Source organism: Lacrimispora sp. BS-2, assembly GCF_040207125.1.
Lineage (GTDB): Bacteria > Bacillota > Clostridia > Lachnospirales > Lachnospiraceae > Lacrimispora.
Genome location: NZ_CP157940.1, coordinates 266,271 through 291,930 on the forward strand (window position 1 = coordinate 266,271; position 25,660 = coordinate 291,930).

Below are 25,660 nucleotides of genomic sequence, written 5' to 3' on the forward strand. Positions count from 1 at the left end.
TTTTTATCATTATAGAAGAGTCCCATGGAAAAAAGAAGAATTGGAAAGTAAAGAATGAATTATGTAAGTAAGAAATACAAATCCGTTTATTTTACTTACATAATATATTTATTACTTGCTTATGATTTCACTCATTTCTGATTTATGATAAATTATTATCAATGTAAGAGGTTGGGAGGTTTTAGACAATGGTTTACAGTTATTATCCGGGCTGTACATTGAAGGCAAAGGCGAAGAAACTGGACCGCTATGCAAGGGAATGTGCCCATATATTAGAAATTGAGCTGGAAGAGATAGAGAACTGGCAATGCTGCGGAGGCGTCTATCCCGGGATGGCGGACGAACTGGCTACACGCCTTTCTCCTGTGCGTGCATTAAGGGAGGCAGGGGAGAAAAAGCAGGATCTGGTGACTGTATGCTCAGCATGTCACCACGTGTTAAAAAGGGTCAATGAGGATATGAAGACTTCCGGAGAAATAAGACAGAAGATCAATGCTTATCTGGAGCCTGAAAATGGTTATGAAGGTGAGACAAAGGTCATTCACTACTTGGAACTGCTTCGGGACCGTATCGGCTTTGACCGGATCAAAGAAAAAGTAAAACATCCTCTTAATGGAAAGAAGATAGCACCTTATTATGGCTGCCTGCTTCTAAGGCCTTTCCAGGTAATGAATTTTGATGATCCGGAAAATCCATCCATTATGGAAGAGTTTCTCCTTGCAATCGGCGCCCAGCCGGTTCACTACGCTTTAAAAAACGAGTGCTGCGGCGGATATGTGACTGTGGAAGATGAGAAATTTGCTTCTGAAAAAAGTTCCTCTATTATGGAAGCTGCTATGGACCAGGGTGCAAAAGGCATGATTACGGCCTGTCCGTTATGTAAATACAATCTGGAAAATGGCGGGCTGAAAGAGGACATTCCGGTTTACTATTTTACGGAACTTCTGGCGGAGGCTTTGGGAGTGAAAGAACAGGAGGAAGGAACGTGAGGGAAGAAATTTTAAGGATCAGCGGTGTGAACCCCTCAAAATGCATGAAATGCGGAAAATGTACAGCTACCTGCCCTGCATTTGAAAAGATGGAATATCACCCTCATCAATTTGTGGATATGGTTAAGAACAATCAGATATCCCCTCTTTTGGAATCGGAATCCCTGTATTGCTGTATGACCTGTCTGGCCTGTGAGGAACGGTGTCCCAGAGGGGTGAAGCCCCAGAAACTCATAGAAGCCGTCCAGGTTATAAAGCTGAGGGCATCGGGGGCCAACCGGCTGAAACCCCAGGATGTAGCGGAACGGCTGGATCCATCGCTTCCCCAGCAGGCCCTTATGGCGGCATTCAGAAAATACAGCAGGTGACAAAAGAAAGGAAGGGAAAATTTTGCAGAAAATAGGAGTTTTTGTCTGTTGGTGCGGAAGCAACATTGCGGCTACTGTGGATGTAAGTCAGGTCGCAGCTGCTGCCAAGGAAGAACCAGGCGTTGTTTTTGCATCTGATTATGCATATATGTGCTCGGAAGCCGGCCAGCTTATGATTCAAAACGCGATCAGGGAAAAGGGGCTGACCGGAATCGTAATATGCTCCTGCTCCCCGCGCATGCATGAGGCCACGTTCCGCAAAGCAGCACAGGCTGCGGGACTGAATCCCTACATGGTGGAAATTGCCAATATCAGGGAGCAGTGCTCCTGGATCCATAAAAATAAAGAAGAAGGAACGAAAAAAGCAATTCTCTTAGCAAAGGCCGCAATCGCCAAGGTCCATTTGAACGAACCGCTGACAGCGGGAGAAACTCCTGTGACAAAGCGGGCCCTGGTAATCGGAGGGGGAATTGCAGGGATCCAGACTGCCCTTGATATTGCTGATGCAGGATTTGAGGTTGACATTGTAGAGAAATCACCTACCATAGGCGGAAAAATGGCTCAGCTTGATAAGACCTTTCCCACTTTGGACTGTTCGGCCTGTATCCTTACCCCTAAGATGGTGGATGCAGCAGCCCATGAGAAGATCCGTTTGTTTACTTATAGTGAAGTAGAGAAGGTAAAAGGCTTTGTGGGGAATTTTACCGTAGACATCCGGAAAAAAGCCAGAAGCATACTGGAAGAGAAGTGTACGGGATGCGGAGTATGTACGACAAAATGTCCTTCCAGGAAAACGGGAAACGAATTTAACGAAGGGCTGGATAACCGGACAGCCATTTATATTCCCTTTGCCCAGGCAATTCCCAACATTCCGACCATTGACAGGGAAGCCTGTATCCATTTTAAGACCGGAAAATGCGGCCTGTGCCAGAAGACCTGCGGCGTGGGTGCCATTGACTTTGACCAGCAGGATGAGATCATCACCAGGAACTACGGTGCCATTGTGGCTGCCACAGGGTTTCAGACCATATCCCTGGAAAGGTTTGATGAATTCCAGTATTCCAAAAGTCCTGATGTCATCACTTCCTTAGAACTGGAGCGGCTGATGAATGCCGCCGGCCCAACTAAGGGAGAACTGGTAAAGCCTTCAAACCGGGAACACCCGAAAGATATGGTATTTATCCAGTGCGTCGGCTCCCGGGGAGAGTCCTGCAGGGAAAAGAGCTACTGCTCTAAGATCTGCTGCATGTACACGGCCAAACACGCCATGATGATCCGTGACAAATATCCGGACATCAATGTCCATGTATTTTACATTGACGTACGCACACCGGGAAAGAATTTCGACGAATTTTACCGCAGGGCAGTGGAAGATTACGGCGTTGATTACCGGAAGGGAATGGTAGGAAAGGTAATGGAGCAAAAGGACGGCAGGCTGTTGGTTCAGGCCTCCGACTTACTGAATGGACAACAGCTTTTGCTGCAAACCGATATGGTGGTACTGGCAACAGCCATAGAGCCTGATAAATCAGCCAGAAATCTTGCTACCATGCTCACTGCCAGCATGGACACCAACGACTTTTTTACGGAGGCCCATCCCAAACTGAGGCCTGTGGAAAGTCCCACTGCCGGAGTATTCTTATCAGGAACCTGTCAGGGGCCAAAGGACATTCCGGAGACTGTGGCTCAGGCAGGAGCGGCAGCAGCCAAGGTCATCGGACTTTTATGCAGGGATAAGCTTCTTAATAACCCTCAAGTGGCCCAGGCAAAGGAACGTTTGTGCAGCGGGTGCTCTAATTGTTCCAAAGTCTGTCCATACGGAGCCATTGATTACGAAGAGAGAGAAGTTTTGGATCATGGAGTCAGGGAAACGCGGAGGCTTGCTATGGTAAACGAGGCGGTGTGCCAGGGCTGCGGAGCCTGTACGGTGGCTTGTCCATCGGGAGCCATGGATTTAAAAGGATTTACCGTAAAACAGATTATGGCGGAGGTAGATGCGATATGCAGATAGAAGATAACAGCAACAAGGAGTTTAAGCCTCTCATCCTGGCGTTTTGCTGCAACTGGTGCAGCTATGCAGGGGCCGATCTGGCGGGGTCAAGCCGCTCTTCCTATCCGGCAGAAGTAAAGATTATCCGGGTTCCCTGTTCCTGCAGGGTGAATCCCTTATTCCTGTTAAGGGCCTTTGAACGGGGGGCGGATGGCGTGATCTTAGCCGGCTGCCATCCGGGAGACTGCCATTATTCCACAGGCAATTACTATGCCAGAAGAAGGATGACCCTTTTGTTTGGCATGTTGGACTACCTTGGAATCGAACGGGAAAGAACCATGGTGGAATGGATCTCCGCAGCAGAGGGCGCCAAGTTTTCTGCGACCATGAATGCTTTCACCCAGTCCATAAAAGAACTGGGACCAAACAGAAAGTTGAGGGATTTACGATGCATGCCATAGAAGAGACCATAAAAGAAACGTGTAAAAAGCTCTGGAATGAAGGAGAGATAAACCGGATTCTGGCATGGGAAAAAGGACTCTTTGACTACGAGGCGGCACCTGCCCTGTTCCGGAACCGGGAAAGCATCTCCCGTCTGGTTTACAATGAGCACTGCGGGGGAAATTTAAGCAAATTCCTTATAAAAGAAATGGGAAAAGAAGGAAAGGTACTGGTCCTTTTAAAGCCCTGCGATACATATGGATTTAACCAGCTTTTATCGGAAAAAAGGGTAAAACGGGAAAAGGTTTATATTCTGGGAGTTCCCTGTGGTGGAATGAGGGATGAAAAGGGCCTGCTTTTCAAATGCCAGTCCTGTAAGGGCAATGATTTTAAAGCCTTTGACCAGATCATAGAATCGGATCTGTCCGTTCCGGCTCCGGTCCCCTCGAAAGAAGAGGAAAAATTGAACCAGATGACTGCAGAAGAACGCTTTGCTTTTTGGCGGGGGCAGCTTTCCAAATGTATCCGCTGCAATGCCTGCCGTAACATATGTCCTGCCTGCAGCTGCATCAAATGCGTGTTTGATAACCAGGATTCCGGAGTAGAGGCAAAGGCTAATTCCGATGCCTTTGAGGAAAATCTGTTTCATATTATAAGAGCCTTCCATGTAGCGGGAAGGTGTACGGACTGCGGGGAGTGCAGCCGGGTCTGTCCCCAGAACATTCCACTTTATCTGCTGAACCGGAAAATGATTGAGGAGATCAATGAACGGTACGGAACCCATCAGGCAGGAGAAAGTCCTGACTCAAAGTCTCCGTTAACGGATTTTAAGGAGTCTGATCCGGAAATTTCGGCTATATATGGGAAAGGTGGTGTGTCTTGATGCTAAAAATGCCATTGGAACGTCTTGATGAACTTTTTTTTGAACTTTCAAAGGAGCATCAGATATTTGCTCCCATGGAAAAGGCTGGCAGTGTTTCGTTTTTTCCATGGAAAAAAGGGGATACCCTGTGTTTTGATACTCTTTTGACAGATCGTGCACCCAAGTCCTTTTTCTTTCCCCAGTCGGAGACTTTGTACCGAGCCAGGAAAGAAGAGGGGAGCCTTTCCATTGTGCCTGAAGAGGCAGAGGAAAAGAGCGCTGTTTATTTTGGTGTAAGGGCCTGTGACAGGAGAAGCTTTGAGCTTCTGGACCGGGTGTTCTTAAGCACACCCTGCGATTCCTGCTATGAATCCAAAAGAAGGAACGGGTATGTGGTGGCTTTAGCCTGTAAGAACCCTGAAAACACCTGTTTTTGCCAAAGCTTTGGCATCGATCCTGCCTGGCCGGGAGGAGATGTGTCCGTCTGGATCGCAGACGGAGAACTGTACTGGAAAAGCCTGACGGAAAAGGGAGATGCATTGACGGAATTAGTTTCAGAAATGTTTGAGGAGGGAGACCGTAAAAAGGTTGAGGAGCAGAAAGCAGAGATCCGTAAAAAGCTGGATGCTCTGCCCCTGAAGGATTTGAGTCTGGAACGGTTTGAACATCCGGATTCTTCCATGGAGTTGTTTGAGTCGGAACAATGGGAATCCTTATCCGAAACCTGCTTAGGCTGCGGAATCTGCACCTTTGTATGTCCTACCTGCCAGTGCTATGATATATGCGACTACAACGCAGGCCATGAAGTCAGGAAATTCCGCTGCTGGGATTCCTGTATGTATCCGGGCTTTACCGAGATGGCCCATGGAAACAACAGAAACAACCAGATGCAGCGGTTCCGCCAGAGATTCATGCATAAGCTGGTATATTTTCCGGAAAACAACGGCGGCATATATTCCTGTGTGGGCTGCGGAAGGTGCCTGCGTAAATGTCCGTCTTCCTTAAATATTGCCAGGGTGATAAAAGCCCTGGGAGAGAACGGCACGGAAGGAGGAAACCATGAGTGACAGAACCAATGTATTGATTCCGGAAATCGGTATGATTACAGATGTAAGAAGAGATACGCCGGATGTGAAAACTTTTCGCGTAAACGGGTTAGAGGGGAGAAAGCCCTTTGACCATATGCCGGGGCAATGTGCCATGCTTTCCATTCCAGGAGTGGGGGAAGCCATGTTTTCCATCACTTCCTCACCAACCAACAGGGATTACATGGAGTTTTCCATTAAAAAATGCGGCTGCCTCACCGACTGGCTCCACCAGATGGAAAAGGGGCAGGAAATTGCCCTGCGGGGTCCATACGGCAATTACTTTCCCGTTGATACGGAGTTAAAAGGCAAGAACCTGCTCTTTATCGCCGGCGGGATCGGAATCGCGCCTCTGCGGTCTGTGATTAATTACGTCATTGACAACCGGGCGGATTACGGCCAGGTGGATATTGTTTACGGGGCCCGTTCGGCAGAGGATCTGGTAGATTTAGAAGAAATGAGAAAAGACTGGTCAAAGGTCCAGGGCTTCCGTGTGCATCTGACCATAGACCGGGCTGAAGAAGGCTGGGAAGGGAACGTGGCTTTTGTACCTGATTATGTCAGGGAGCTGAAGTTTTCAAACGACAGAACCGTTTTGGTATGCGGTCCGCCTGTGATGATAAAATATGTGCTGAAGGCACTGGAAGAAATGGAATTTGCCAGTACACAGGTCTATACGACCATGGAACTGAAGATGAAATGCGGAGTGGGCAAATGCGGACGCTGCAACATAGGTGCTAAATACGTCTGCAAGGATGGACCTGTGTTCCGTTATGATGAATTGGGCGTCCTGCCCTCTGAATATTAGGAGGTTGACCAATGAATGATATGATTACTGTTTATCTGTTCGGTAAAAAATATACAGTTCCGTCCAATTTAACCATAATGGGAGCAATGGAATATGCAGGATACCAGCTTGTGCGGGGCTGCGGCTGCAGGTGCGGCTTCTGCGGAGCCTGTGCCACGATTTACCGTATCAAAGGAGACAGGGAATTAAAGACCTGTCTGGCCTGCCAGACCCAGGTCCGGGAAAACATGTATGTGGCCACCCTTCCCTTTTTCCCTCTGGTAAAGGAGGTTTATGACATAAGTAAGGTTTCGGTCAATGAACAGGTCATGATGGAGCTGTATCCGGAAATCTACAAGTGCATCGGGTGTGCAGCCTGTACCAAAAGCTGTCCCCAGGGCCTTGATACCATGCAGTATATTGCATATGCCCAGAGAGGGGAATTGGAGAAATGTGCCGAAGAATCCTTTGACTGTGTGATGTGCGGGATTTGTTCTTCCAGGTGTCCGGCCGGGATTTCCCATCCTCAGGTCGGCCTTCTGGCCAGACGGATCACCGGAAAATATCTGGCTCCGGAATCAAGGCACTTAACCAACCGGGTAAGAGAGGTAGAGGCGGGGGATTTTACGGAGCTCATTGAAGCGATCATGGCAAAACCCCTGGAAGAACTGAAAAACCTTTATAATACCAGAGAAATCGAAAAGTAGGAGGAATAGACATGTTTACAGCCAAGATGATGGATTCCGTAAAAAAGGTCGAGGCCACCAGGGAAGAACGGATGCAGACAGAGCCCCGGAGAATGACGGCAGAGGAAAAGGAAAAACTGCTGAAAGCCTATCACCCGGATTATAAAGAGGAAGAGTTTGCCATACTAAAGGCAGGCCCCAATAAGGGAGAAAAAGTGCCCAAAGAACTGGGAGTCCTTTTGCAGGCAAGGAGCCGGATCAGAGACACTGACGTGGATTTATCATCTCCGGACTACGATACGGATGTTCTGATCATAGGAGGAGGGGGAGCTGGCTGTGCGGCTGCCATTGAGGCTTACAGGGCAGGGGCAAAGGTACTGATAGCCACCAAGCTCCGTCTGGGGGATGCCAACACCATGATGGCGGAAGGCGGGATCCAGGCTGCGGACAAAGAAAACGATTCCCCCCAGATCCACTACTTAGACGCATTGGGAGGGGGACATTTCGCCAACCGGCCGGAGCTTTTGAAAAAGCTGGTCATGGAAGCTCCGGAAGCCCTTAAATGGTTAAATGAGCTGGGAGTGATGTTTGACAAGGACAAAGACGGAAACATGGTCACCACTCACGGAGGCGGTACTTCCAGAAAGCGTATGCACGCGGCGGCCGACTACACGGGTGCTGAAATCATGAGAGTGCTCCGGGATGAAGTATTAAACCTTCCGATTTCCGTGGCTGATTATACCTCTGCCGTGGAGCTCATTTTAGATGAGGATAAAAAGGCGGCGGGAGCAGTCCTTTTGAACATGGAAACAGGAGAACTTTTGACAGCCAGGGCAAAAACTGTTATTCTTGCCACAGGGGGAGCCGGACGGCTCCACTATCAGGGATTCCCCACCTCCAACCACTACGGGGCAACGGCCGACGGCCTGGTTTTAGCTTACCGGGCAGGAGCAAAGCTTCTCTATCAGGATACCCTTCAATACCATCCCACCGGAGTTGCTTTTCCGGAGCAGATTTACGGGGCTTTGGTGACGGAAAAGGTCCGTTCCTTAGGCGCCATGTTAGTCAATGCCTTGGGGGAAGCTTTCATGCATCCACTGGAGACCAGGGATGTGTCTGCAGCCTCCATTATCAGAGAATGTGCAGATGGAAAAGGAGTTGTCACTCCTCTTGGGAAGGGAATCTGGCTGGATACTCCCATGATCGACTTAATTCATGGGAAAGGAACCCTGGAAAAGCGTCTCCCCGGAATGCTGCGCATGTATTTGAAATATGAAATCGATATGAGAAAAACCCCTATCTTGATCTATCCTACCCTCCACTATCAAAACGGCGGAATCCAGATCCAAGCGGATTGCCAGAGCACCATAGAGAACTTGTTTGTGGCAGGAGAAGCAGTGGGAGGGATCCACGGAAGGAACAGGCTTATGGGAAATTCTCTTCTGGATATTATTGTTTTTGGCCGCAATGCCGGAAAATGTGCGGCCGGGCGCGTGAAAGACGTACATATAGGAAAGCTTGCTTTGTCACATATAAATGAAATGGAAGAGGAGTGCCAAAGAGCCGGTATTGTTATGGATAAAATTTCCCCGCTGCTTTTGCCAAAGTATGCCAGGACAGCGGGACAGCTATAAGGAGGAGGAAAAGATGAGAGAAATATCAGTAAAAACATTGATCGACGTAGTAGAAAAGCTGTGTATTGATGCAAACCAGTACCTGCCCGAGGATGTGAAGAAGGCGATCAAGACCTGCCGCGCCTGTGAGGACTGGGACATTGCCTGCGGAGTTCTTGACAAGATCATCGAGAATTTCGAAATCGCAGAAAGGGAAGATGTGCCCATTTGTCAGGATACGGGCATGGCCTGTGTGTTTCTGGAGATCGGCCAGGATGTCCACTTTATTGACGGGGACTTGACCGAAGCCATCAATGAAGGCGTGCGCAGAGGCTACGAAAAGGGATTTTTAAGAAAATCCGTGGTAAAAGACCCGGTAAGGCGGGGAAATACAGGTGACAACACTCCGGCTCTGATTTATACGGAAATCGTTCCGGGAGACAAAGTGAAAATTACCGTAGGACCCAAGGGCTTTGGAAGCGAGAACATGAGTGCCATCCGCATGTTTAAGCCTTCTGCAGGAATCCAGGGAATCAAGGATTTTATTCTGGAGACCGTATCCGCCGCAGGTCCCAATCCATGCCCTCCTGTAGTAGTGGGCGTAGGAATTGGAGGAAGCTTTGACAAGGCAGCCCTTCTGGCGAAAAAGGCTTTGATGAGAGAACTGGATTCCTCCCATCCGGACCCTTACTATGCTGATTTAGAAAAGGAAATGCTGGAAAAGATCAACCTTCTGGGAATTGGCCCCCAGGGCTTTGGCGGAAAGACCACTGCAATTGGAGTAAACATTGAGACCATGCCTACCCATATCGCAGGCATGCCCTGTGCCATCAACATCAACTGTCATGTGACACGCCATAAAACGGAAATAGTCTAATGTCTTTGAAAGGCTTAAGCGGTGAAAGACGCACGCCGTTTTTCCTTACATTTTCGTGCCGCAGGCGTCAGCGGCGGATTGGAGATAATAATGATAAAGCATATTACACTGCCTTTGACAAGAGAATTGTCCAAAACCCTTCACGCAGGAGATACGGTTTATCTGACCGGTGATATCTACACTTCCAGGGACGCCGGGCATAAGCGTATGTGTGAGACTCTGGCAAAAGGAGAGAAGCTGCCCTTTGATCCCATGGATGCCACGATTTATTACGTAGGGCCAACTCCCGCAAAGCCGGGCCAGGTGATCGGCTCTGCAGGACCTACTACCAGCGGCCGGATGGATGCCTATGCTCCCACCATGATGTCCGTAGGAGCCAGGGGAATGATTGGAAAAGGAGCCAGGCAGCCGGAAGTGATCGAAGCCATAAAGAAGTATGATGGTGTTTACTTTGGTGCCATTGGGGGAGCAGGAGCGTTGCTCGCCAAATGCATTAAAAAGCTGGAACCCATCGCTTATGAGGATTTGGGAGCAGAGGCTTTATGCAGATTATATGTAGAAGAAATGCCTCTTGTAGTCATTATCGACTGCGAAGGAAATAATCTCTATGAAGAGGGAAAAAATTCTTATTTAAAGTCAAAAGAGTAATTGGATTGATGAGTACCGGCTTTATGATGAAAAAGCAGTGGTTTCTGCCATATGGAAACCAATGTTTTTAAATAAATTATAAAAAATTACAGGAGGTATTTTATGGGAACCAAAACAAACATTGTGGATTGGAAGACAATTACGGATTTTGTAGTGGATGCATTCAAGGGATATGGGATTCCGGAAGAAGATGCGAAAATCTGTGCGGATGTATTGCTGGAGTCTGATAAGAGGGGCATCGAATCTCATGGGGTAAACCGCTTTAAGCCCATTTATCTGGACCGTATCAAAGCGGGAATCCAGAGCCCGGTAACAAATTTTGAAGTAGTAAAGGAAACAAAAACTACAGCAGTTGTTGACGGCCATGACGGCATGGGCCAGGTAATCGGTGTAAAATCCATGAATATGGCCATTGCGAAAGCCAAAGAATATGGCATGGGCATGGTTGTTGCCCGTAATTCCACCCATTACGGCATTGCAGGCTACTATGCAACCATGGCTTCCCAGGCAGGCTGTATCGGAATTACAGGAACCAATGCAAGGCCTTCCATAGCTCCTACCTTTGGTGTGGAAAATATGCTGGGAACCAATCCTATTACCTTTGGTATGCCTACGGATGAGGAATTCCCCTTTGTGCTGGACTGTGCTACTTCCATTACCCAAAGAGGCAGAATCGAATACTATTCCCGTATCGGCAAGTCCACTCCTTCCGGCATGGTAATCGGACGGGACGGAAAGCCCCAGACGGATTCAGATCAGATTCTTGTTGATTTGAATACGGGAAAAGCGGCCCTTGCACCTTTAGGCGGAATCGGTGAAGAACTGGCAGGCTACAAGGGATACGGCTATGCTACTGTGGTTGAAATTCTTTCCGCAGCTTTGCAGCAGGGAAATTTCTTAAGAGCCTTGACCGGCATTGGCGAAAATGGAGAAAAGGTACCCTTCCACCTTGGCCATTTCTTCATTGCCATTGATACGGAAGCCTTTATGGGCCTGGAATCCTTTAAAAAGACCTGCGGGGATATTCTCCGGGATCTTCGCGGTTCTGTTAAAGCTCCAGGGGAAGAACGCATTTATACGGCAGGTGAAAAAGAGTATCTGGTATGGCAGGAGCGCAAAAACAGCGGAGTGCCGATCAATGATGCAGTACAGAAAGAACTTATTAAGATCAGGGAGGAACTGGCACTTAACCAGTACCGGTTCCCATTTGAATAAGAAATATAATGCCATTTGATTAATATGCCCCCTTTCAGACAAACGAGTGAAGTAATAAAACTTGTTTGCCTGGAAGGGGGCATTTAGTGCCTGACCCTAAGGCATGGAATGTCTGGTTGCTCTTTTCTGTCGATCTATGTTAGAATAGGTAAGAGTTTTTATGAACTGATTCTAACGATAAGAAGGCTGGAAATGATGTATTGTATGAGTGTAAGCCATAAAAAGGCTTCGGTGAATATCCGGGAACGATTCGCCTTCCATGAAAAAGAGAAGACAGAATTTATAGAACGGCTGATGAGAAAGGAAGCGGTGACCGGCGTGGTTGTGCTTTGCACCTGTAACCGCAGTGAGATTTATGTTTCAGGAACAAAGCATGCAATCAGTGAGCTTCAGCGGGAGGCTGCTGATTTTAAAGGGATCCGCCTGGAAGAACTGCTGAAATATTTAAATATCTACAGCGGGGAAAGCGCCATCGGGCATTTGTTTAAAGTGGCCTGCGGGTTTGATTCCATGGTCCTGGGAGAAGACGAGATTTTAGGGCAGGCAAAGGCTGCCTATGAGATTTCCAGGGATCAGGGGGCAGTGGATTACGAAATGAATGTGCTGTTCCAAAGGGCGTTTGCCTGTGCCAAACGGATCAAAACAGATACCAATTTGTCCAGAACCCCTCTCTCCGTTGCAACTCTTGTAGCCAATGAGGTGTTCCGCTTTGAAAAAGAGGACGGGGAAAAGAATGTAATGGTAATCGGCATGACCGGTAAAATGGGAAATACTATAACAAAGAATATTTTAAGCAAGCCGGGCATCCGTGTTACAGGAACGGTCAGAAGCCATAAGTCCCATCTTACCATAGAGGGAAAGGGGGACCGGGTGAGGGTCGTAGATTACAAGGACCGCTATCAGTACATGGATGAGATGGATATCGTCATCAGCGCCACTTCGGGACCTCATTATACCGTGACCTGTGATGAACTGTCTGAGCGGATAGTTCCCGGGAAAAAACGGCTGTTCATGGATGTGGCTGTTCCTGTGGACATGGACGCTGAGATTGGGGAAATGGAAGGGCTGACCCTTTATAACATTGATTATTTTGACACGCTTTCAAAAAATAACACAGAAATAAAGCTAAAGGAGCTGGACCGGGCAGCCGTAATCATGGAAGAGGAGCTGGATGGGGCCATCAAGGAGGTGGTGTTCCATCCATATATCAAGAGAATGGCGGAACTAAAGGAAGCATTTGCGGGAAAACGTCTGGATGCCCTTCTCTATGAAATCAGGGATCATGTTTCCAGCGAGGACTTAAAGGTGGTCCTTAAAACCCTGGATGGCCTGGAGTACTGGATTAAGGAGGGATGACCGTGGCTTATTTTCCGTTTTTTGTTGATATTGAGGGAAAAAAGTGTCTGATCGCAGGCGGAGGAACCGTTGCCTGCCGCAAGGCCCTGACTCTCATGGATTATGGCCCGGATATTGTGATCGTGGCTCCCAGGGTGATTCCTGAGATGGAACAGCTCATAAAGGAGAGTAAGGGAAAACTCACATGGAGGTGTAGGAAATTCGAAGAATCCGATTTGGAACATATGGATTTTGTAATAGCGGCAACCTCGGATGAAGGGGTAAACCGGATGATATCCATCTGGTGCAGGAAGGGGAAAATTCCGGTCAATGTGGCGGATATCCAGGAGGAATGCAGCTTTATTTTCCCGGCTCTTATTAAGGAAGGGGAAATTACGGTAGGCATTTCCACGGGAGGAAGCTCTCCGGCCCTTGCCCGGTATTTAAAAAAGAAGCTTAAGGAAGCCATTCCAAAGGGACTTGGCAGTCTGGCAGGGCAGCTTGGTTCATACAGGGATACGGTCAGGGAAAGGGTGGATTCCCTTCCTGTCAGAAGGTCAATTTTTAAAGCCATGACAGAGGAGGGAATCCGCCAGGAAGGCTATACCAGAGAACAGGCAGAAGAACTGATAGAAAGGAAGCTGGCGGAGCATGAAAAGTAAGACCATTCGCATAGGAACAAGAAGAAGCGCTTTGGCCGTGGCCCAGGCAAACATAATGGCTGAGGCTCTTGTGAGAACAGGTGCCGGCCTGTCGGCAGAACTGGTGCTGAAACAGACGGAAGGGGACCGGATCCTTGATAAACCGCTTTTGGAATTCGGGGGAAAGGGCGTGTTTGTGACGGAATTTGAGCAGGCCCTTTTGCGGGGCGAGATTGATTTCGCAGTCCACAGCGCCAAGGATCTGCCCATGGACTTAGAAGAGGGCCTGGGAATTGTGGCAGTTTTGGAGAGGGAAGATCCCAGGGACGTTTTGGTGACGCCTGTATCCAGTGATCTTTCCGGAAAAAGAGAAATCATAATCGGAACCTCCAGTTTAAGAAGAAAGATTCAGATTGAGGAAATCGGAAAGACCATGTGGCCGGAGGCTTTGGTGCGCTGCGAGAATTTAAGGGGAAATGTACAGACCAGGCTTTCAAAGCTTATGGAAGGCTCTTATGACGGCATTATTCTGGCAGCCGCAGGATTAAAGCGGCTGGGACTTTGGGAAGATGGCCGGTATCATTACCATTGTTTTGATTGTGAGACCTTTATTCCGGCCGGAGGCCAGGGAATCCTTGCCGTGGAAGGACGGCTGGATTCCGGGCTTGAGACAGTGGCAAGACCTCTTGAGGATGAGGAAGCCAGGCTGTGCCTGTCTTTGGAACGGAAAATTTTAAGGCTTTTAGATGCAGGCTGCCATGAACCCATTGGCGTGTATTCCCGGCTTAAAGGCGGGGAAATGGAGATTCTTGGAATCAGCAGAAGAGGGGAAGAAATAAAGCGGATCCATCTGCGGGGAGAAACCGGGGAACTTGACAGGCTGGCGCAGCTGGCCGCCCAGGGCCTTGCGTAAAAAGGAGGATGCTATGAAGGAAACAGGAGTCGTCTATCTGGTAGGGGCCGGTCCCGGAGATCCGGGGCTTATTACAGAAAAAGGGTTGTCACGGCTGCGAATATGCGACGCAGTGGTTTATGATGCACTTCTTTCCTCACGCCTTCTTGATGAGGTACCGGACCAATGTCGGAAAATCCATGTGGGGAAACGGGCCGGGCATCATTCCATGAAGCAGGAGGAGATCAATCAGCTTCTGGTGGAACTGGCCGGGGAAGGTCTTTCCGTGGTGAGGCTAAAGGGCGGTGACCCCTTTGTGTTTGGAAGGGGAGGAGAGGAAATCATGGCCCTTTCTGAGGCTGGGATCCCATATGAGGTGGTTTCGGGAGTCACCTCTGCAGTTGCAGCCCTTGCAAGCGCCGGGATCCCGGTGACCCACCGGGCGGTAAGCAGAAGCTTTCACGTCATGACCGGACACACTCTTTCAGAAGAAGGAACGCTTCCGGCCGATTTTAATGAATTTGCCAGGCTTTCCGGCACATTGGTTTTTTTGATGGGGCTTGGAAATCTGTCTCTCATTGTAAAGGGGCTGTTAAATCAGGGGAAATCAGGAGAAACACCTGCTGCGGTCATTCAAAACGGAACCCTTCCTGGAGAGAGGACCGTCCGGGGGGCCTTAAGGGATATTGAGGAAAAGGTACTGGCGGCTGGAATAAAAAGTCCTGCCATCATTGTGGTGGGAGAGGTGGCTTCCCTTGATTTTTCTTCTACATTGAAACAGCCTTTAGAAGGGTGCCGGATCGGAGTGACAGGAACAGACTCCTTTACGGACAGGCTGAGAAAACAGCTTACATCTTTTGGAGGAACTTCGGAATCAATCCTGAGCCTATTGATAGAGTCCTGTCGTAAGAGCGGAAAAATGAAGGAAGCATATGAAAAACTGCCGTCTTATACCTGGATCGTGTTTACCAGCGCCAATGGAGTAAGGGAATTTTTCCATGGGCTTTTGGAATGGGGATATGATTTCCGGGCGGTGGGTCATGTGAAGTTCGCCGTGGTCGGAAGGGGAACTGCCGATGAATTGCTGCGGCATGGTTTTTCTGCCGATTACATACCAAAGAAATATCAGGTGCAGGACCTGGCAGCAGGCTTAAAAGGCCTGATTTCCGGGGAAGACAGGCTTTTGATCCCCAGATCATCAGGCGGCTCTAAGGAACTGAATGAGATTCTTGATGAAGCCGGGGCTTCTTATGATGACATCGTGCTGTATGATGTGGCCTCAGCAGGCATAAAGACGGAAAACAGGGCAGAGGCCTTAAAGCAATTAGATTATCTGACCTTTTCAAGCGCTTCCGGTGTGGAAGCCTTTTTCAGGGAAGCAGATGAGGAAATAAAGGAAGCCCTGGCAGGCCTTAAAGTGGTCTGTATCGGGGATATTACAGCAAAAGCCCTTATGGAGCATGGGAGGAAGGCGGATATCATTGCCGGGGTCTACACCATCCGGGGGATAACGGAAGCGATCTGCCGGGACTGGAAAGAGGAAGCGCCCTGCGGGCATACCATTATGCCCAAAAACCTGGGCAGGAAAGAGGAAAGGAGTCATACAAAATGAAAATAGAAGAATCCAAAGCATTATTTGAAAAATCAGGGGAGTATTTTCCGGGCGGAGTCAACAGTCCGGTTCGGGCATTTGGTTCTGTTAAAGGAACCCCGGTCTTTGTAAAACGGGCGTCTGGCTCCCATATTTACGATGAAGATGGAAATGAATACCTTGATTATGTGAATTCATGGGGACCATGCATTCTTGGACATGCCTTCGGGCCGGTAGTGGAGGCGGTAAGAGATGCCTGTATGGACGGCTTATCCTTTGGAGCGCCTACCAGAAAAGAACTGGTTCTTGGATCGCTTATCAGGGAGTGTATGCCTTCCATGGAGATGATGCGGATGGTAAGTTCAGGAACAGAAGCAGTCATGAGTGCGATCCGTGCGGCAAGAGGTTATACGGGAAGGGATAAGATCATTAAGTTTAAAGGCTGCTATCATGGACATTCCGATGGCCTGCTGGTCAAAGCCGGTTCCGGCGCTTTGACTGGTTCTGCACCGGACAGTGCCGGTGTACCGGCTTCCTATACCCAGCACACATTGCTTGCCGGTTATAATGATGAGGATTCTGTTAAAAAGCTGTTTTCAGAATATCCCCATGACATCGGGGCACTGGTGGTGGAGCCGGTTGCAGCTAATATGGGACTTGTTCCGCCAAAGCCCGGTTTTCTTGAATTTTTAAGGGAGATCACCACAAGGTATGGAGCGGTTCTCATCTTTGATGAGGTCATTACCGGATTTCGTATGGGTCTTGGAGGAGCACAGGGATATTACGGCGTTGTTCCTGATATGACGACTCTGGGAAAGATCGCAGGCGGAGGAATGCCCATGGGAGTATATGGAGGAAGAAAGGAGATCATGGAAGTGGTGTCTCCTTTGGGAAAGGTTTATCAGGCAGGAACCCTTTCCGGCAATCCTATTGCAACGGCAGCCGGAATCGTGACCATCAGGACCCTGATGGAACAGCCGGAAATTTATCCGGCCCTGGAAGAAAAAGCGGGAAAGCTTGTGAAGGCACTTAGGGAAGCTCTTCCGGACACCTGGGTGAATCAGGCTGGCTCTCTTTTCAGCGTATTTTTCACAAAAGATCCGGTCGTGGATTATGATACGGCTCTGGCTTCTGACACGGTCAAGTATGGAACCTATTTCCATTATCTTTTGGAGCATGGCATTTACACCGCTCCATCTCAGTTTGAAATTTTGTTTCTTTCTGCGGCCCATACGGATGAGGATATTGAAAAAACCTGCGGCATTATAAAGGCGGCGGCAGGGATTTTTTCTTAGGAGAGGCGAAAAAAGCTTTGGAATGGCTGGCAACAGCTTTTCCAAAGCTTTTTAAAAACCCCTCTGGGAGACGCGCTACTCCGGGTTAAGGAAATATGGTTGCTGGAGCAACGGCGCACCGGTACACAATTTTAAAAATAAATGGTTATATTTTCCATTTCTATGTCGATATATCAAATAAAGTAGTGCAAACTGACATTACCTAATAAAATTCAAGGGGGATTTTTATGTTTAGCATGAGTAAAAAAGTGAGAAAATGGAGTACGTTATTAATGCTGGTAATGAGTATATCTATGCTTTTCGGTGTTACCGCAATGGCTTCCGATGATGGAAAGTGCGAAAAAGCACTAAATTATTCAAATGACAACCAAGTTTTAAGCCGTGCCAATGGTTACCCCAGTGAGGTGAAGATTAATCAGTTAAAAGTATATCCTGCTAATGTTGATACGCAAAAAGCTTATACTGATGGATATTATACTTCCAGTGGACCAACAGATAACCAATGGTTAAGTACATATATAGGTTCAAAGACAACACAGGATTATAAAAAGAATAATTGCAATGGATTTTATATAGAATTGTATACTTCTAACTATAGTGTAGCTAATCGATATGAAGCATTAGATGGGAATAATGTGGTAAAAAAGGGGACTTCCACGTGGAAGATTGATTTTTTCGTAAGAACTAAATATAAGACTGGTGATTATGACTATGCTCGTTGGGAAGTAGATTTTTATGGTACTAAGAATCAGGGATTTCCTCTTTATGGGTCCATTTACGTAAAGTCCAATTAAAAGGCTGAAAATAGGGGAAATATAATCGATTTCCCCTGTTTTTTAGTTTTCTTTTGCGCTAAGGTACCATGACACCGCTTTTGACTATAGCACCTTAGGGTAGTTTGGAGAGGATTTGCAGTATACCAAATTCCCTAAATGGAACGAAAGGAATCGATATAATTATGAGAATCTCTAACAGTTTTTTTCCTGCCTCTGCTCCAATAAATAAAAAGGCAGAAATAAAGCAAAAATTTTCTGATATGTTTCAAATGAACAGGGACATTATTGACGTGGCTGGCAGTGTTCAGACATCGTCTGCGAATAAAGAAGAACCGCATAAAAAAGAATTAGAAGATGAGTTTGATGATGAAAAGCTGGCTTCTCATTTAGACGATTATTCTGGCAAAAAAATATCTACAGAAAAACATGTAAATTGGAATAGCTTAGGGCTGGGAAAACTGACTTTGCAACAATTAAATTATCTGAAATCGACTTATGATGTTGAAAACATGGATCCTCAATCTTGTTATGATCTTCTGGCTGATTTAAGTAATATGGGAGTATTGTCAGGTTATGATATTGTCAGACAGTATACCAGTTTTCCAGTTCCAGGAGGCAGAAATCCTGTGGGCGGGGGTTTTGATGGGCTCCCTCTTGAGAAGCTGATAGCCATGGGACGAGCAGTTCCTTTGCCTCAAGGAGGATATGAAATAAACAATACCATTTGCGCAGGTGGAAATGTATTAGAAAATCAACAAATGTCTTATGATTCTGCCTTAGGACGTTTAAGCTCAACTTTGAACAGCCCAACAGGTTTTGATAATCCGTCAGAGCATCAGAGAGCAATCGCAGAAGAAAGGATGGAATTATATGCCCATGAAAAATTTCTAAATATACTCAAACAGATTAAACGGTAACCATGAAAGGAATTATTTCAAACTATGATCCGAACTATGAAATTCCGAGTGGAACTTTAAGAAGCATATGCTGTCAGATTGTCAAGAAACCCCATTTTCAAACGGTGAAAATGGGGTTTCTTTTGACTTTAATTTAAGCTGGATGGCTGTGAACTTTGCCATATAGATTCTAAAAGTTACATAAATTGTATTAACATTTTCTCCAATCTCTTGATAAATAACCTGATTTGGTATATTTTAATCTCATAGGAGGCTGAATATATGGACTATTTAGTTGTATATACAAGTAATACTGGAAATACCCAAAAGGTAGCCATGAAAATTTTTGAGACGCTTCCCGGAAAATCCAAGGACATTGTCAGTCTGGAAGAACTTCATGGAGAGGAAGCAGATATGTATTTTGTAGGATTCTGGAATAACCGTGGAACCTGCAAGACGGAAGTGATTGACTTTCTTTCGGATCTCCACGGAAAACGAGTGGCTTTATTTGGTACCTGCGGGCTTTCCGGAAATAAAGAATATTTTAAGCAGGTGGAAAAGCAGGTATCCGTATTTCTGCCGGATGATAATGAATATCTTGGCTGTTTTTTATGCGGAGGGAAAATGGCTCCCCAGATTCTTGAAAAATACAGGCAAATGCAGGCAATTCACGATACTCCTCAGATCAGGGCCTTGATATCTGCATATGAGGATGGGATGTCGCATCCCAATGAACAGGATTTTAAGGACGCGGAAGAATTTGTAAAATCGGTCCTCAGGGAGTAACAGAAGAAAAAAGGAGGAGTATTATGGGTTTGAAAGATGACGGCAGTTCACAAAATAATCAGAAAAAACCGTTTATTTTTTATTATGTAATTGTTTTATTAATTATGATATTGTTTAATGCATTGACAGTTCCCTGGATTCAGTCCAAATCCGTGACTGAAGTTCCTTACAGCACGTTTCTGGAGATGGTGGATCAGGGGAAGGTTCAGGCAGTTGCAAAGACGGAAACAGAAATCCAGTTTAAATCCGATACCGGAAAGAAGGATTGGGAAGGCAAGCCTGTGTATGACGTATATAAGACCGGGCTGTGGCCGGATGATACGCTGACTGAAAGGCTGATTGCCCATGACGTTTCCTTTGAAAAGACCATAGTCGTGCAGATGTCCCCTCTGCTTTCTTTTTTGCTCACCTGGATCATTCCCATCCTGATCTTTGTGTTCCTGGGAAATTTTTTATCCGGCCAACTGCAAAAAAAGATGGGCGGCGGCAATGCCATGACCTTTGGAAAGTCCAATCCTAAAATCTATGCGGAATCAGAGACAGGAAAGACTTTCCGGGACGTAGCCGGACAGGAGGAGGCAAAGGAAGCTTTAAAGGAGATCGTGGATTTTCTTCATAATCCCCAGAAATATGCGGATATCGGAGCTTCCCTTCCAAAGGGCGCCCTGCTGGTAGGCCCTCCGGGAACCGGTAAGACACTCCTTGCCAGGGCGGTGGCAGGGGAAGCCCATGTGCCGTTTTTTTCCATATCCGGTTCTGAATTTGTGGAAATGTTTGTAGGTATGGGTGCGGCAAAGGTAAGGGACTTATTTAAGCAGGCTGGTGATAAGGCTCCCTGTATCGTATTTATCGATGAAATTGATACCATAGGTAAGAAACGTGACGGAGGCGGTTTTACCGGAAATGACGAACGGGAACAGACCTTAAACCAGCTTTTGGCTGAAATGGATGGATTTGACGGAAAAAAGGGCGTTGTCATATTGGCTGCCACCAACCGTCCGGATTCCCTGGATAAAGCGCTTTTAAGGCCAGGCCGTTTTGACCGCAGGATTCCTGTGGAGCTTCCTGACTTAAACGGACGGGAAGCCATATTAAAGGTTCACGGCAAAAATGTAAAACTTTCCGATGATGTGGATTTTCATGGAGTAGCCCTTGCCACGGCAGGGTCCAGCGGCGCAGAGCTTGCCAATATCGTCAATGAGGCGGCCCTCAGGGCGGTCCGCATGGGCAGAAAGACCGTAACCCAGAGAGATTTAGAGGAAAGCGTGGAAGTAGTGATCGCCGGATATCAGAAGAAGGACGCTTCTGTCAATGCCAGGGAAAGGAAGATCATTGCTTACCATGAGGTGGGCCATGCGCTGGTGGCTGCCTGCCAGAACCACTCAGCACCAGTTCATAAGATCACCATTATACCAAGAACCTCCGGCGCCCTCGGTTATACCATGCAGGTGGATGAGGAAGAACGCCACCTTTTGACAAAGGAGGCTGCCTTAAGTAAGATCGCCACCTTTACCGGAGGAAGGGCGGCAGAAGAACTGGTATTTGATACAGTCACCAGCGGGGCTTCCAATGACATTGAGCAGGCTACCAGGATCGCCAGAGCCATGGTGACCCGCTATGGCATGACCGATGAGTTTGATATGGTGGCCCTTGAGACAGTGACCAACCAGTATCTGGGCGGAGATACCGCTCTTGCCTGTTCTCCTGAAACGGCCAGGCAGATCGACAACGCTGTAATCAGAATTGTAAAGGATCAGCATCAAAAGGCTTTAAAGATTCTTAAGGACAATGAAACAAAGCTTCATGAGATCGCAGAATATCTTCTGGAACGGGAAACCATAACAGGAGAAGAGTTCATGAAGATCGCAGGATTTGATTCTGCAGGAACCCAGGAAAGTTAAAAAGCAGGCTTAAGAAAAGAGGGTTTGCCTGCCTGCTGGTTATGGATTAAGAAATTGTAAATATGTTCCAAAGAATATAGAAAATATGTTTCACACTTTGGTAAAATATGGTATAATCCCCGTAAACGTTGTAACTTATAGAGGGGGATTATGCAATGAAGGTACAGTTTTTCGGTAAATGGAAGAATCGTGGTTCAGGGCACAGAGGTATGTCATGGCTAAAGCAGAAAGGAGCAGGGAAATATAAGCTTTCAACTAAGATCGCATGCATCGCCGGAATCATGCTGGTGGTCGTTTTTACGGTTTTGATCGGAATCACTTCAAGAATGACAAAAGACGCCATGAAACAGTCCGCATTCAGGGAACTGAAGACTCTGGCATCTGAGAATGGAAAGGTGATCCAGCAGACGCTTGATGAGGCAAGGCAGGTATCGGACAGTATTGCGTATTATCTTGAGAATTCCACGGCTAACAGAAAGGTCCTTCAGGGGCTGAGGATTAAGTCAGGCCCTTCAGCCGAGCCGCTCTATAAGAGCCAGGTATTTGATAATATTACACTGGACAGCTATGGTATGAAAATGGAAGATTATATGCTGACGACCATCAAGTCCTCTGTTCTATACTCCGAAGATATTGTAGGAGTCGGTATCCTGTTTGAGCAGTATGCCATGAGCTCTGCAGCCAGAAGCTATGGCCTGTATGCCGGCAAGGATGGGGCGGTTAAGGACTGCGGTCTGTACGAGGATTATTCTTCTGCTGATTATTTTGCAAAGGTGATGGAGAAAAAGGCCCAGGTCATTACGCAGCCCTATGAATCAAATGGAATGATGATGATCACCATGGCGGTGCCTGTGATCGTAGGCGACAGGGTGCTGTGCGTGGTCACAGTCGATGTAGGCCTGGACCGTTTCAGCCAGATGAAAACAGCGGGTTCCTCTTATCCAAGCATGCAGACCTTCATTTTAAATGAATCAGGAACAATTATTTCAGAAAGCACAGGCAGCGGACTTGTGGGAACCAATGTTTCTGATTCCGTCAACAGTGGGACATGCAAGGAGGAAATAAGTACCAGAATTTCCTCTGGCTCTGATTTTTATACTGTGGATCCAGGCAAAAAAGGAGATACATATTATTTCTTTGAGCCGATTCAGCTAAATGGTTCCAACTGGTATTCCGTTACGGCGGTGGAAGCGGGAGACATGAACCGGGAAGCAGACAGGGTGTCTTCTTTGATGGTCATTATTTCCATCGTTGCCATGATTGTTATTCTATTTATCATTGCATTTATCATAAAAAGGCAGTTAAAGCCCATCCATAAGATCGTAGCAGCTGCCGGGAAGATTGCGGAAGGGGATTTAAACGTTTTTGTTGATGTGGAATCCAACGATGAAATCGGCCTTGTGGCGGCTTCCTTTGAACAAATGACCGTGAACCTAAAAGAGGTAATTGACCGCATCTCCTTTACGCTGAACGAAGTTGCGGATAACCATTTGGACTTAGACGTGGAACTGGGCCTAAAGGGAGATTTTTCCCAGCTTGAAAAAGCGGTAAAGCAGATTGTCATGAATTTAAATTCGGTTATGAATGAAGTCAATCAGGCAGCAGCCCAGGTGGCCCTAAGCTCCGGGCAGGTTGCAAACGGTTCCCAGCTTCTGGCAAACGGCTCGGAAGAGCAGGAAAGAACCGTTGACATGCTATCCGGTTCCATCAGCCAGGTTGCGGAAAAGGTCAGACGTCTGGCAGAAAAAGCCGGAGAAGTTTCCATGCAGGTTCAGATGACCGGTACAGAGGTGGTAAACTGCGATATGTCCATGCAGAATCTTTCCAGTGCCATGAATGAAATCCACGTTTCCTCCGGGGAGATCGGAAAGATCATCAAGGTAATTGAAGATATTGCATTCCAGACCAATATCCTGGCTTTAAATGCTGCCATAGAGGCGGCAAGGGCAGGGGAGTCCGGAAGAGGATTTGCAGTGGTTGCCGGTGAGGTGCGGAATCTGGCAGCGAAAAGCTCTGAAGCAGCAAAAAATACCACAGCTTTAATCAAGGATTCCATAAATGCTGTAGAAAAAGGCAATGAGATATTGGATGAAACCGTTCAATCCATGATGAAGGTTTTGGAGGATTCCGCCCTGGCAGTGGAATCCGTGGATTCCATCTCAAACATAGCTTCCCAGGAAGCAAAAGCAGTAGAAGAGGTGACAAAGGAGCTTGGAAGGATCTCTTCCGTAGTTCAGAACAATGCTGCAGCCGCGGAAGAAAGTGCGGCCTCCAGTGAAGAGTTATCCCAGCAGGCACAGCTTTTGCGGGAACTGGTAAAGAGCTTCCGCCTGAGAGAGGAATAAATGATCCATAATTAATCTTATACAGGAATGAGGAAACAGAGTTAAATGATGCTCACATTTAACTCTGTTTTTTCTGTTCAGACGTATAAAAAATATATAATTTTCAAATAAAAGCAAAAATATGTTTTTAAACAAAATTATGAAAATGAATATAAAATCTAAATAATTATAATCAATTTGAAAATTAACAAATAATATATAAAAATAATTAAAGAAGTATTGACAAAATAGAGCTTGTACGCTATAATAAAGCCATAACAAAAGTAACTAATTAAAAGAGATCAAATCTAACGAAAGGAGGTACAGTCCACCAGAAAGAGCAGTCTGGCTTCGTTTATATAATGATAAATGAAGCAAAAGGAAAACCAATCTGCCGATGTGAAAAGCCAATCTTTGAAGCAATGATCAGTCATTAATGAAAAAGAGAGAATTCATGAGAAGGAAAAACTGTAAGAGATCCAAAGGTCAAGAAAAGAGATTTTAAGACATATGAGGAAACAGTTAAGTAAGAGAGCAAAGCCCATGAATCTGGTGTATAACAACGGGGAGCGGAAAAATTAATATAGATCATGCTGAAAAACGTGTACCATGTACAAGGCAGCAGACATGAGAGAAACGAGGTATCAAGACCAATGGACGAGATAATATAGAAACGGGTATCGATGGTAAAGAAATTTCAAATCGGTATCCGTTTCTATCTGTTTTTTATTAAAAGATCCCTTCTAAATTAAAGGACGGCGTGTATTCTTCTTTTGCGCTGCTTTTTTCCTGCATAAATCCCTGATCCAACCCAAGTCTGATGGCTTCATCCAACACTTTTCCATATTCATAAGATGTAATTCTCCGGTTAATTTCCGGGAAGCTTCCGCTCCGGTAGAATGGGGTGTACTGGCTCATAAGACTGATGTAATACATTCCCTCCGGCAGCTCATCTTTCATCCAGTGAAGAAGGCGGATGGAATCCTCCTTTGCCCCTGGAAGCACCATATGGCGTATGATGACACCCTTTTTAATAAGTTCTCCTTCAGAATCAAACTGTGGAGCTCCGGTCTGGAGTATCATCTGTTTTATTGCCTTTGAGGCCGCAGCAAAATAGTCAGGTGCCTTGCTGTAGCGTGAGGAAAGCTCAGAACTGAAGTACTTTAAATCAGGAAGCCACACATCGATGTATGGGGCCAGCTCCTTTATGATTTCTTCTGATTCATATCCTCCGCAGTTATAAACTACAGGAATCGTAAGCTCTGATTTTATAAGATCCAGGGCCTTTAAAACAGAGGGAAGATACTGGGTGGCCGTGACCAGATTAATGTTGTGGGCGCCTTCCTCCTGAAGCCTTAAGAAAATACGGGAAAGCTCTTTGCTTGCGATTTCCTTTCCTAAACCCTCCTGGCTGATGGTATAATTCTGGCAAAAGCAGCAGCCAAGCGTACAGCCGGAAAAAAATACGGTACCGCTTCCCCGGCTTCCGCTGATACAGGGTTCCTCCCAGTGGTGAAGTGCGGCCCGGGCCGCTTTTATGGTATCGCCGCACCCGCAAAAGCCGGTACTTACATGGCGGTTGACTCCGCAGCTTCTGGGACAGAGGCTGCAGGATTCGTATAGATGTTCTAGGTTCATATGTTAAACTCCTGTTATTTATGA

At 46.8% G+C, this 25,660-nt stretch carries 23 protein-coding genes; 22 read left to right on the top strand and 1 reads right to left on the bottom strand.

What is annotated here, in order from left to right:
- Positions 1 to 188 precede the first annotated feature (188 nt).
- From ABFV83_RS01325 to ABFV83_RS01430, 22 genes are all read left to right on the top strand, one after another.
- Positions 189 to 989 (top strand): CoB--CoM heterodisulfide reductase iron-sulfur subunit B family protein, encoded by an 801-nt coding sequence (locus ABFV83_RS01325; RefSeq protein WP_349947138.1) that lies wholly within the window; start codon positions 189 to 191, stop codon positions 987 to 989.
- Entirely contained in the window at positions 986 to 1,357 is a 372-nt protein-coding gene (locus ABFV83_RS01330) for a 4Fe-4S dicluster domain-containing protein (protein WP_349947140.1), read from the top strand. Before ABFV83_RS01325 ends, ABFV83_RS01330 begins: the two co-directional genes overlap by 4 nt.
- Positions 1,358 to 1,379: 22 nt before the next feature.
- A complete protein-coding gene (locus ABFV83_RS01335) occupies positions 1,380 to 3,368 on the top strand; it encodes a CoB--CoM heterodisulfide reductase iron-sulfur subunit A family protein (RefSeq protein WP_349947142.1) in 1,989 nt (662 codons plus the stop codon).
- Positions 3,359 to 3,808, top strand: a complete 450-nt coding sequence (locus tag ABFV83_RS01340; RefSeq protein WP_054739539.1) for a hydrogenase iron-sulfur subunit — start codon at positions 3,359 to 3,361, stop codon at positions 3,806 to 3,808. The genes ABFV83_RS01335 and ABFV83_RS01340 overlap by 10 nt, the downstream gene beginning before the upstream one ends.
- Complete coding sequence (locus tag ABFV83_RS01345; protein ID WP_349947144.1) at positions 3,796 to 4,671, top strand: 4Fe-4S dicluster domain-containing protein; 876 nt, start codon at positions 3,796 to 3,798, stop codon at positions 4,669 to 4,671. Before ABFV83_RS01340 ends, ABFV83_RS01345 begins: the two co-directional genes overlap by 13 nt.
- Positions 4,671 to 5,717 carry a 4Fe-4S dicluster domain-containing protein gene (locus tag ABFV83_RS01350; RefSeq protein WP_349948845.1) on the top strand — a complete coding sequence of 349 codons (1,047 nt, stop codon included), beginning with the start codon at positions 4,671 to 4,673 and terminating at the stop codon, positions 5,715 to 5,717. The genes ABFV83_RS01345 and ABFV83_RS01350 overlap by 1 nt, the downstream gene beginning before the upstream one ends.
- Positions 5,710 to 6,543 (top strand): FAD/NAD(P)-binding protein, encoded by an 834-nt coding sequence (locus ABFV83_RS01355; protein WP_349947146.1) that lies wholly within the window; start codon positions 5,710 to 5,712, stop codon positions 6,541 to 6,543. The genes ABFV83_RS01350 and ABFV83_RS01355 overlap by 8 nt, the downstream gene beginning before the upstream one ends.
- Positions 6,544 to 6,554: 11 nt before the next feature.
- A complete protein-coding gene (locus ABFV83_RS01360) occupies positions 6,555 to 7,229 on the top strand; it encodes a 4Fe-4S dicluster domain-containing protein (protein WP_092244266.1) in 675 nt (224 codons plus the stop codon).
- A gap of 11 nt (positions 7,230 to 7,240) precedes the next feature.
- Positions 7,241 to 8,842, top strand: coding sequence for an FAD-dependent oxidoreductase (locus ABFV83_RS01365; RefSeq protein ID WP_349947148.1), 1,602 nt, complete (start codon positions 7,241 to 7,243; stop codon positions 8,840 to 8,842).
- A gap of 13 nt (positions 8,843 to 8,855) precedes the next feature.
- A complete protein-coding gene (locus tag ABFV83_RS01370; RefSeq protein WP_349947150.1) occupies positions 8,856 to 9,698 on the top strand; it encodes a fumarate hydratase in 843 nt (280 codons plus the stop codon).
- Between the two features lie 90 nt (positions 9,699 to 9,788).
- Positions 9,789 to 10,346 (top strand): Fe-S-containing hydro-lyase, encoded by a 558-nt coding sequence (locus tag ABFV83_RS01375; protein ID WP_349947152.1) that lies wholly within the window; start codon positions 9,789 to 9,791, stop codon positions 10,344 to 10,346.
- A gap of 102 nt (positions 10,347 to 10,448) precedes the next feature.
- A complete protein-coding gene (locus tag ABFV83_RS01380; RefSeq protein ID WP_349947154.1) occupies positions 10,449 to 11,561 on the top strand; it encodes an Ldh family oxidoreductase in 1,113 nt (370 codons plus the stop codon).
- A gap of 192 nt (positions 11,562 to 11,753) precedes the next feature.
- Positions 11,754 to 12,917, top strand: coding sequence for a glutamyl-tRNA reductase (gene hemA / locus ABFV83_RS01385; RefSeq protein ID WP_349947155.1), 1,164 nt, complete (start codon positions 11,754 to 11,756; stop codon positions 12,915 to 12,917).
- A complete protein-coding gene (locus ABFV83_RS01390; RefSeq protein WP_349947157.1) occupies positions 12,914 to 13,558 on the top strand; it encodes a bifunctional precorrin-2 dehydrogenase/sirohydrochlorin ferrochelatase in 645 nt (214 codons plus the stop codon). Before hemA ends, ABFV83_RS01390 begins: the two co-directional genes overlap by 4 nt.
- Positions 13,548 to 14,450, top strand: a complete 903-nt coding sequence (gene hemC, locus ABFV83_RS01395; protein ID WP_349947159.1) for a hydroxymethylbilane synthase — start codon at positions 13,548 to 13,550, stop codon at positions 14,448 to 14,450. The genes ABFV83_RS01390 and hemC overlap by 11 nt, the downstream gene beginning before the upstream one ends.
- A 13-nt stretch (positions 14,451 to 14,463) precedes the next feature.
- On the top strand, positions 14,464 to 16,041 hold the full coding sequence (gene cobA, locus ABFV83_RS01400) for a uroporphyrinogen-III C-methyltransferase (RefSeq protein WP_349947160.1): 1,578 nt from the start codon (positions 14,464 to 14,466) through the stop codon (positions 16,039 to 16,041).
- Complete coding sequence (gene hemL, locus ABFV83_RS01405) at positions 16,038 to 17,315, top strand: glutamate-1-semialdehyde 2,1-aminomutase (RefSeq protein ID WP_349947161.1); 1,278 nt, start codon at positions 16,038 to 16,040, stop codon at positions 17,313 to 17,315. Before cobA ends, hemL begins: the two co-directional genes overlap by 4 nt.
- A 227-nt stretch (positions 17,316 to 17,542) precedes the next feature.
- The gene (locus ABFV83_RS01410) at positions 17,543 to 18,109 is read left to right on the top strand and encodes a hypothetical protein (protein WP_349947162.1); all 567 of its coding nucleotides are present in this window, start codon (positions 17,543 to 17,545) and stop codon (positions 18,107 to 18,109) included.
- Positions 18,110 to 18,273: 164 nt separating this feature from the next.
- Positions 18,274 to 19,008 (top strand): hypothetical protein, encoded by a 735-nt coding sequence (locus tag ABFV83_RS01415; protein WP_349947163.1) that lies wholly within the window; start codon positions 18,274 to 18,276, stop codon positions 19,006 to 19,008.
- A gap of 261 nt (positions 19,009 to 19,269) precedes the next feature.
- A complete protein-coding gene (gene bilS, locus ABFV83_RS01420; RefSeq protein WP_349947164.1) occupies positions 19,270 to 19,773 on the top strand; it encodes a flavodoxin family protein BilS in 504 nt (167 codons plus the stop codon).
- Between the two features lie 23 nt (positions 19,774 to 19,796).
- Positions 19,797 to 21,674 carry an ATP-dependent zinc metalloprotease FtsH gene (ftsH, locus tag ABFV83_RS01425; RefSeq protein ID WP_349947165.1) on the top strand — a complete coding sequence of 626 codons (1,878 nt, stop codon included), beginning with the start codon at positions 19,797 to 19,799 and terminating at the stop codon, positions 21,672 to 21,674.
- A gap of 155 nt (positions 21,675 to 21,829) precedes the next feature.
- Positions 21,830 to 24,019 carry a methyl-accepting chemotaxis protein gene (locus ABFV83_RS01430; RefSeq protein WP_349947166.1) on the top strand — a complete coding sequence of 730 codons (2,190 nt, stop codon included), beginning with the start codon at positions 21,830 to 21,832 and terminating at the stop codon, positions 24,017 to 24,019.
- Between the two features lie 708 nt (positions 24,020 to 24,727).
- Here ABFV83_RS01430 and ABFV83_RS01435 read toward each other — a convergent pair.
- Complete coding sequence (locus ABFV83_RS01435) at positions 24,728 to 25,636, bottom strand: radical SAM protein (RefSeq protein ID WP_349947167.1); 909 nt, start codon at positions 25,634 to 25,636, stop codon at positions 24,728 to 24,730.
- Positions 25,637 to 25,660: the final 24 nt, after the last annotated feature.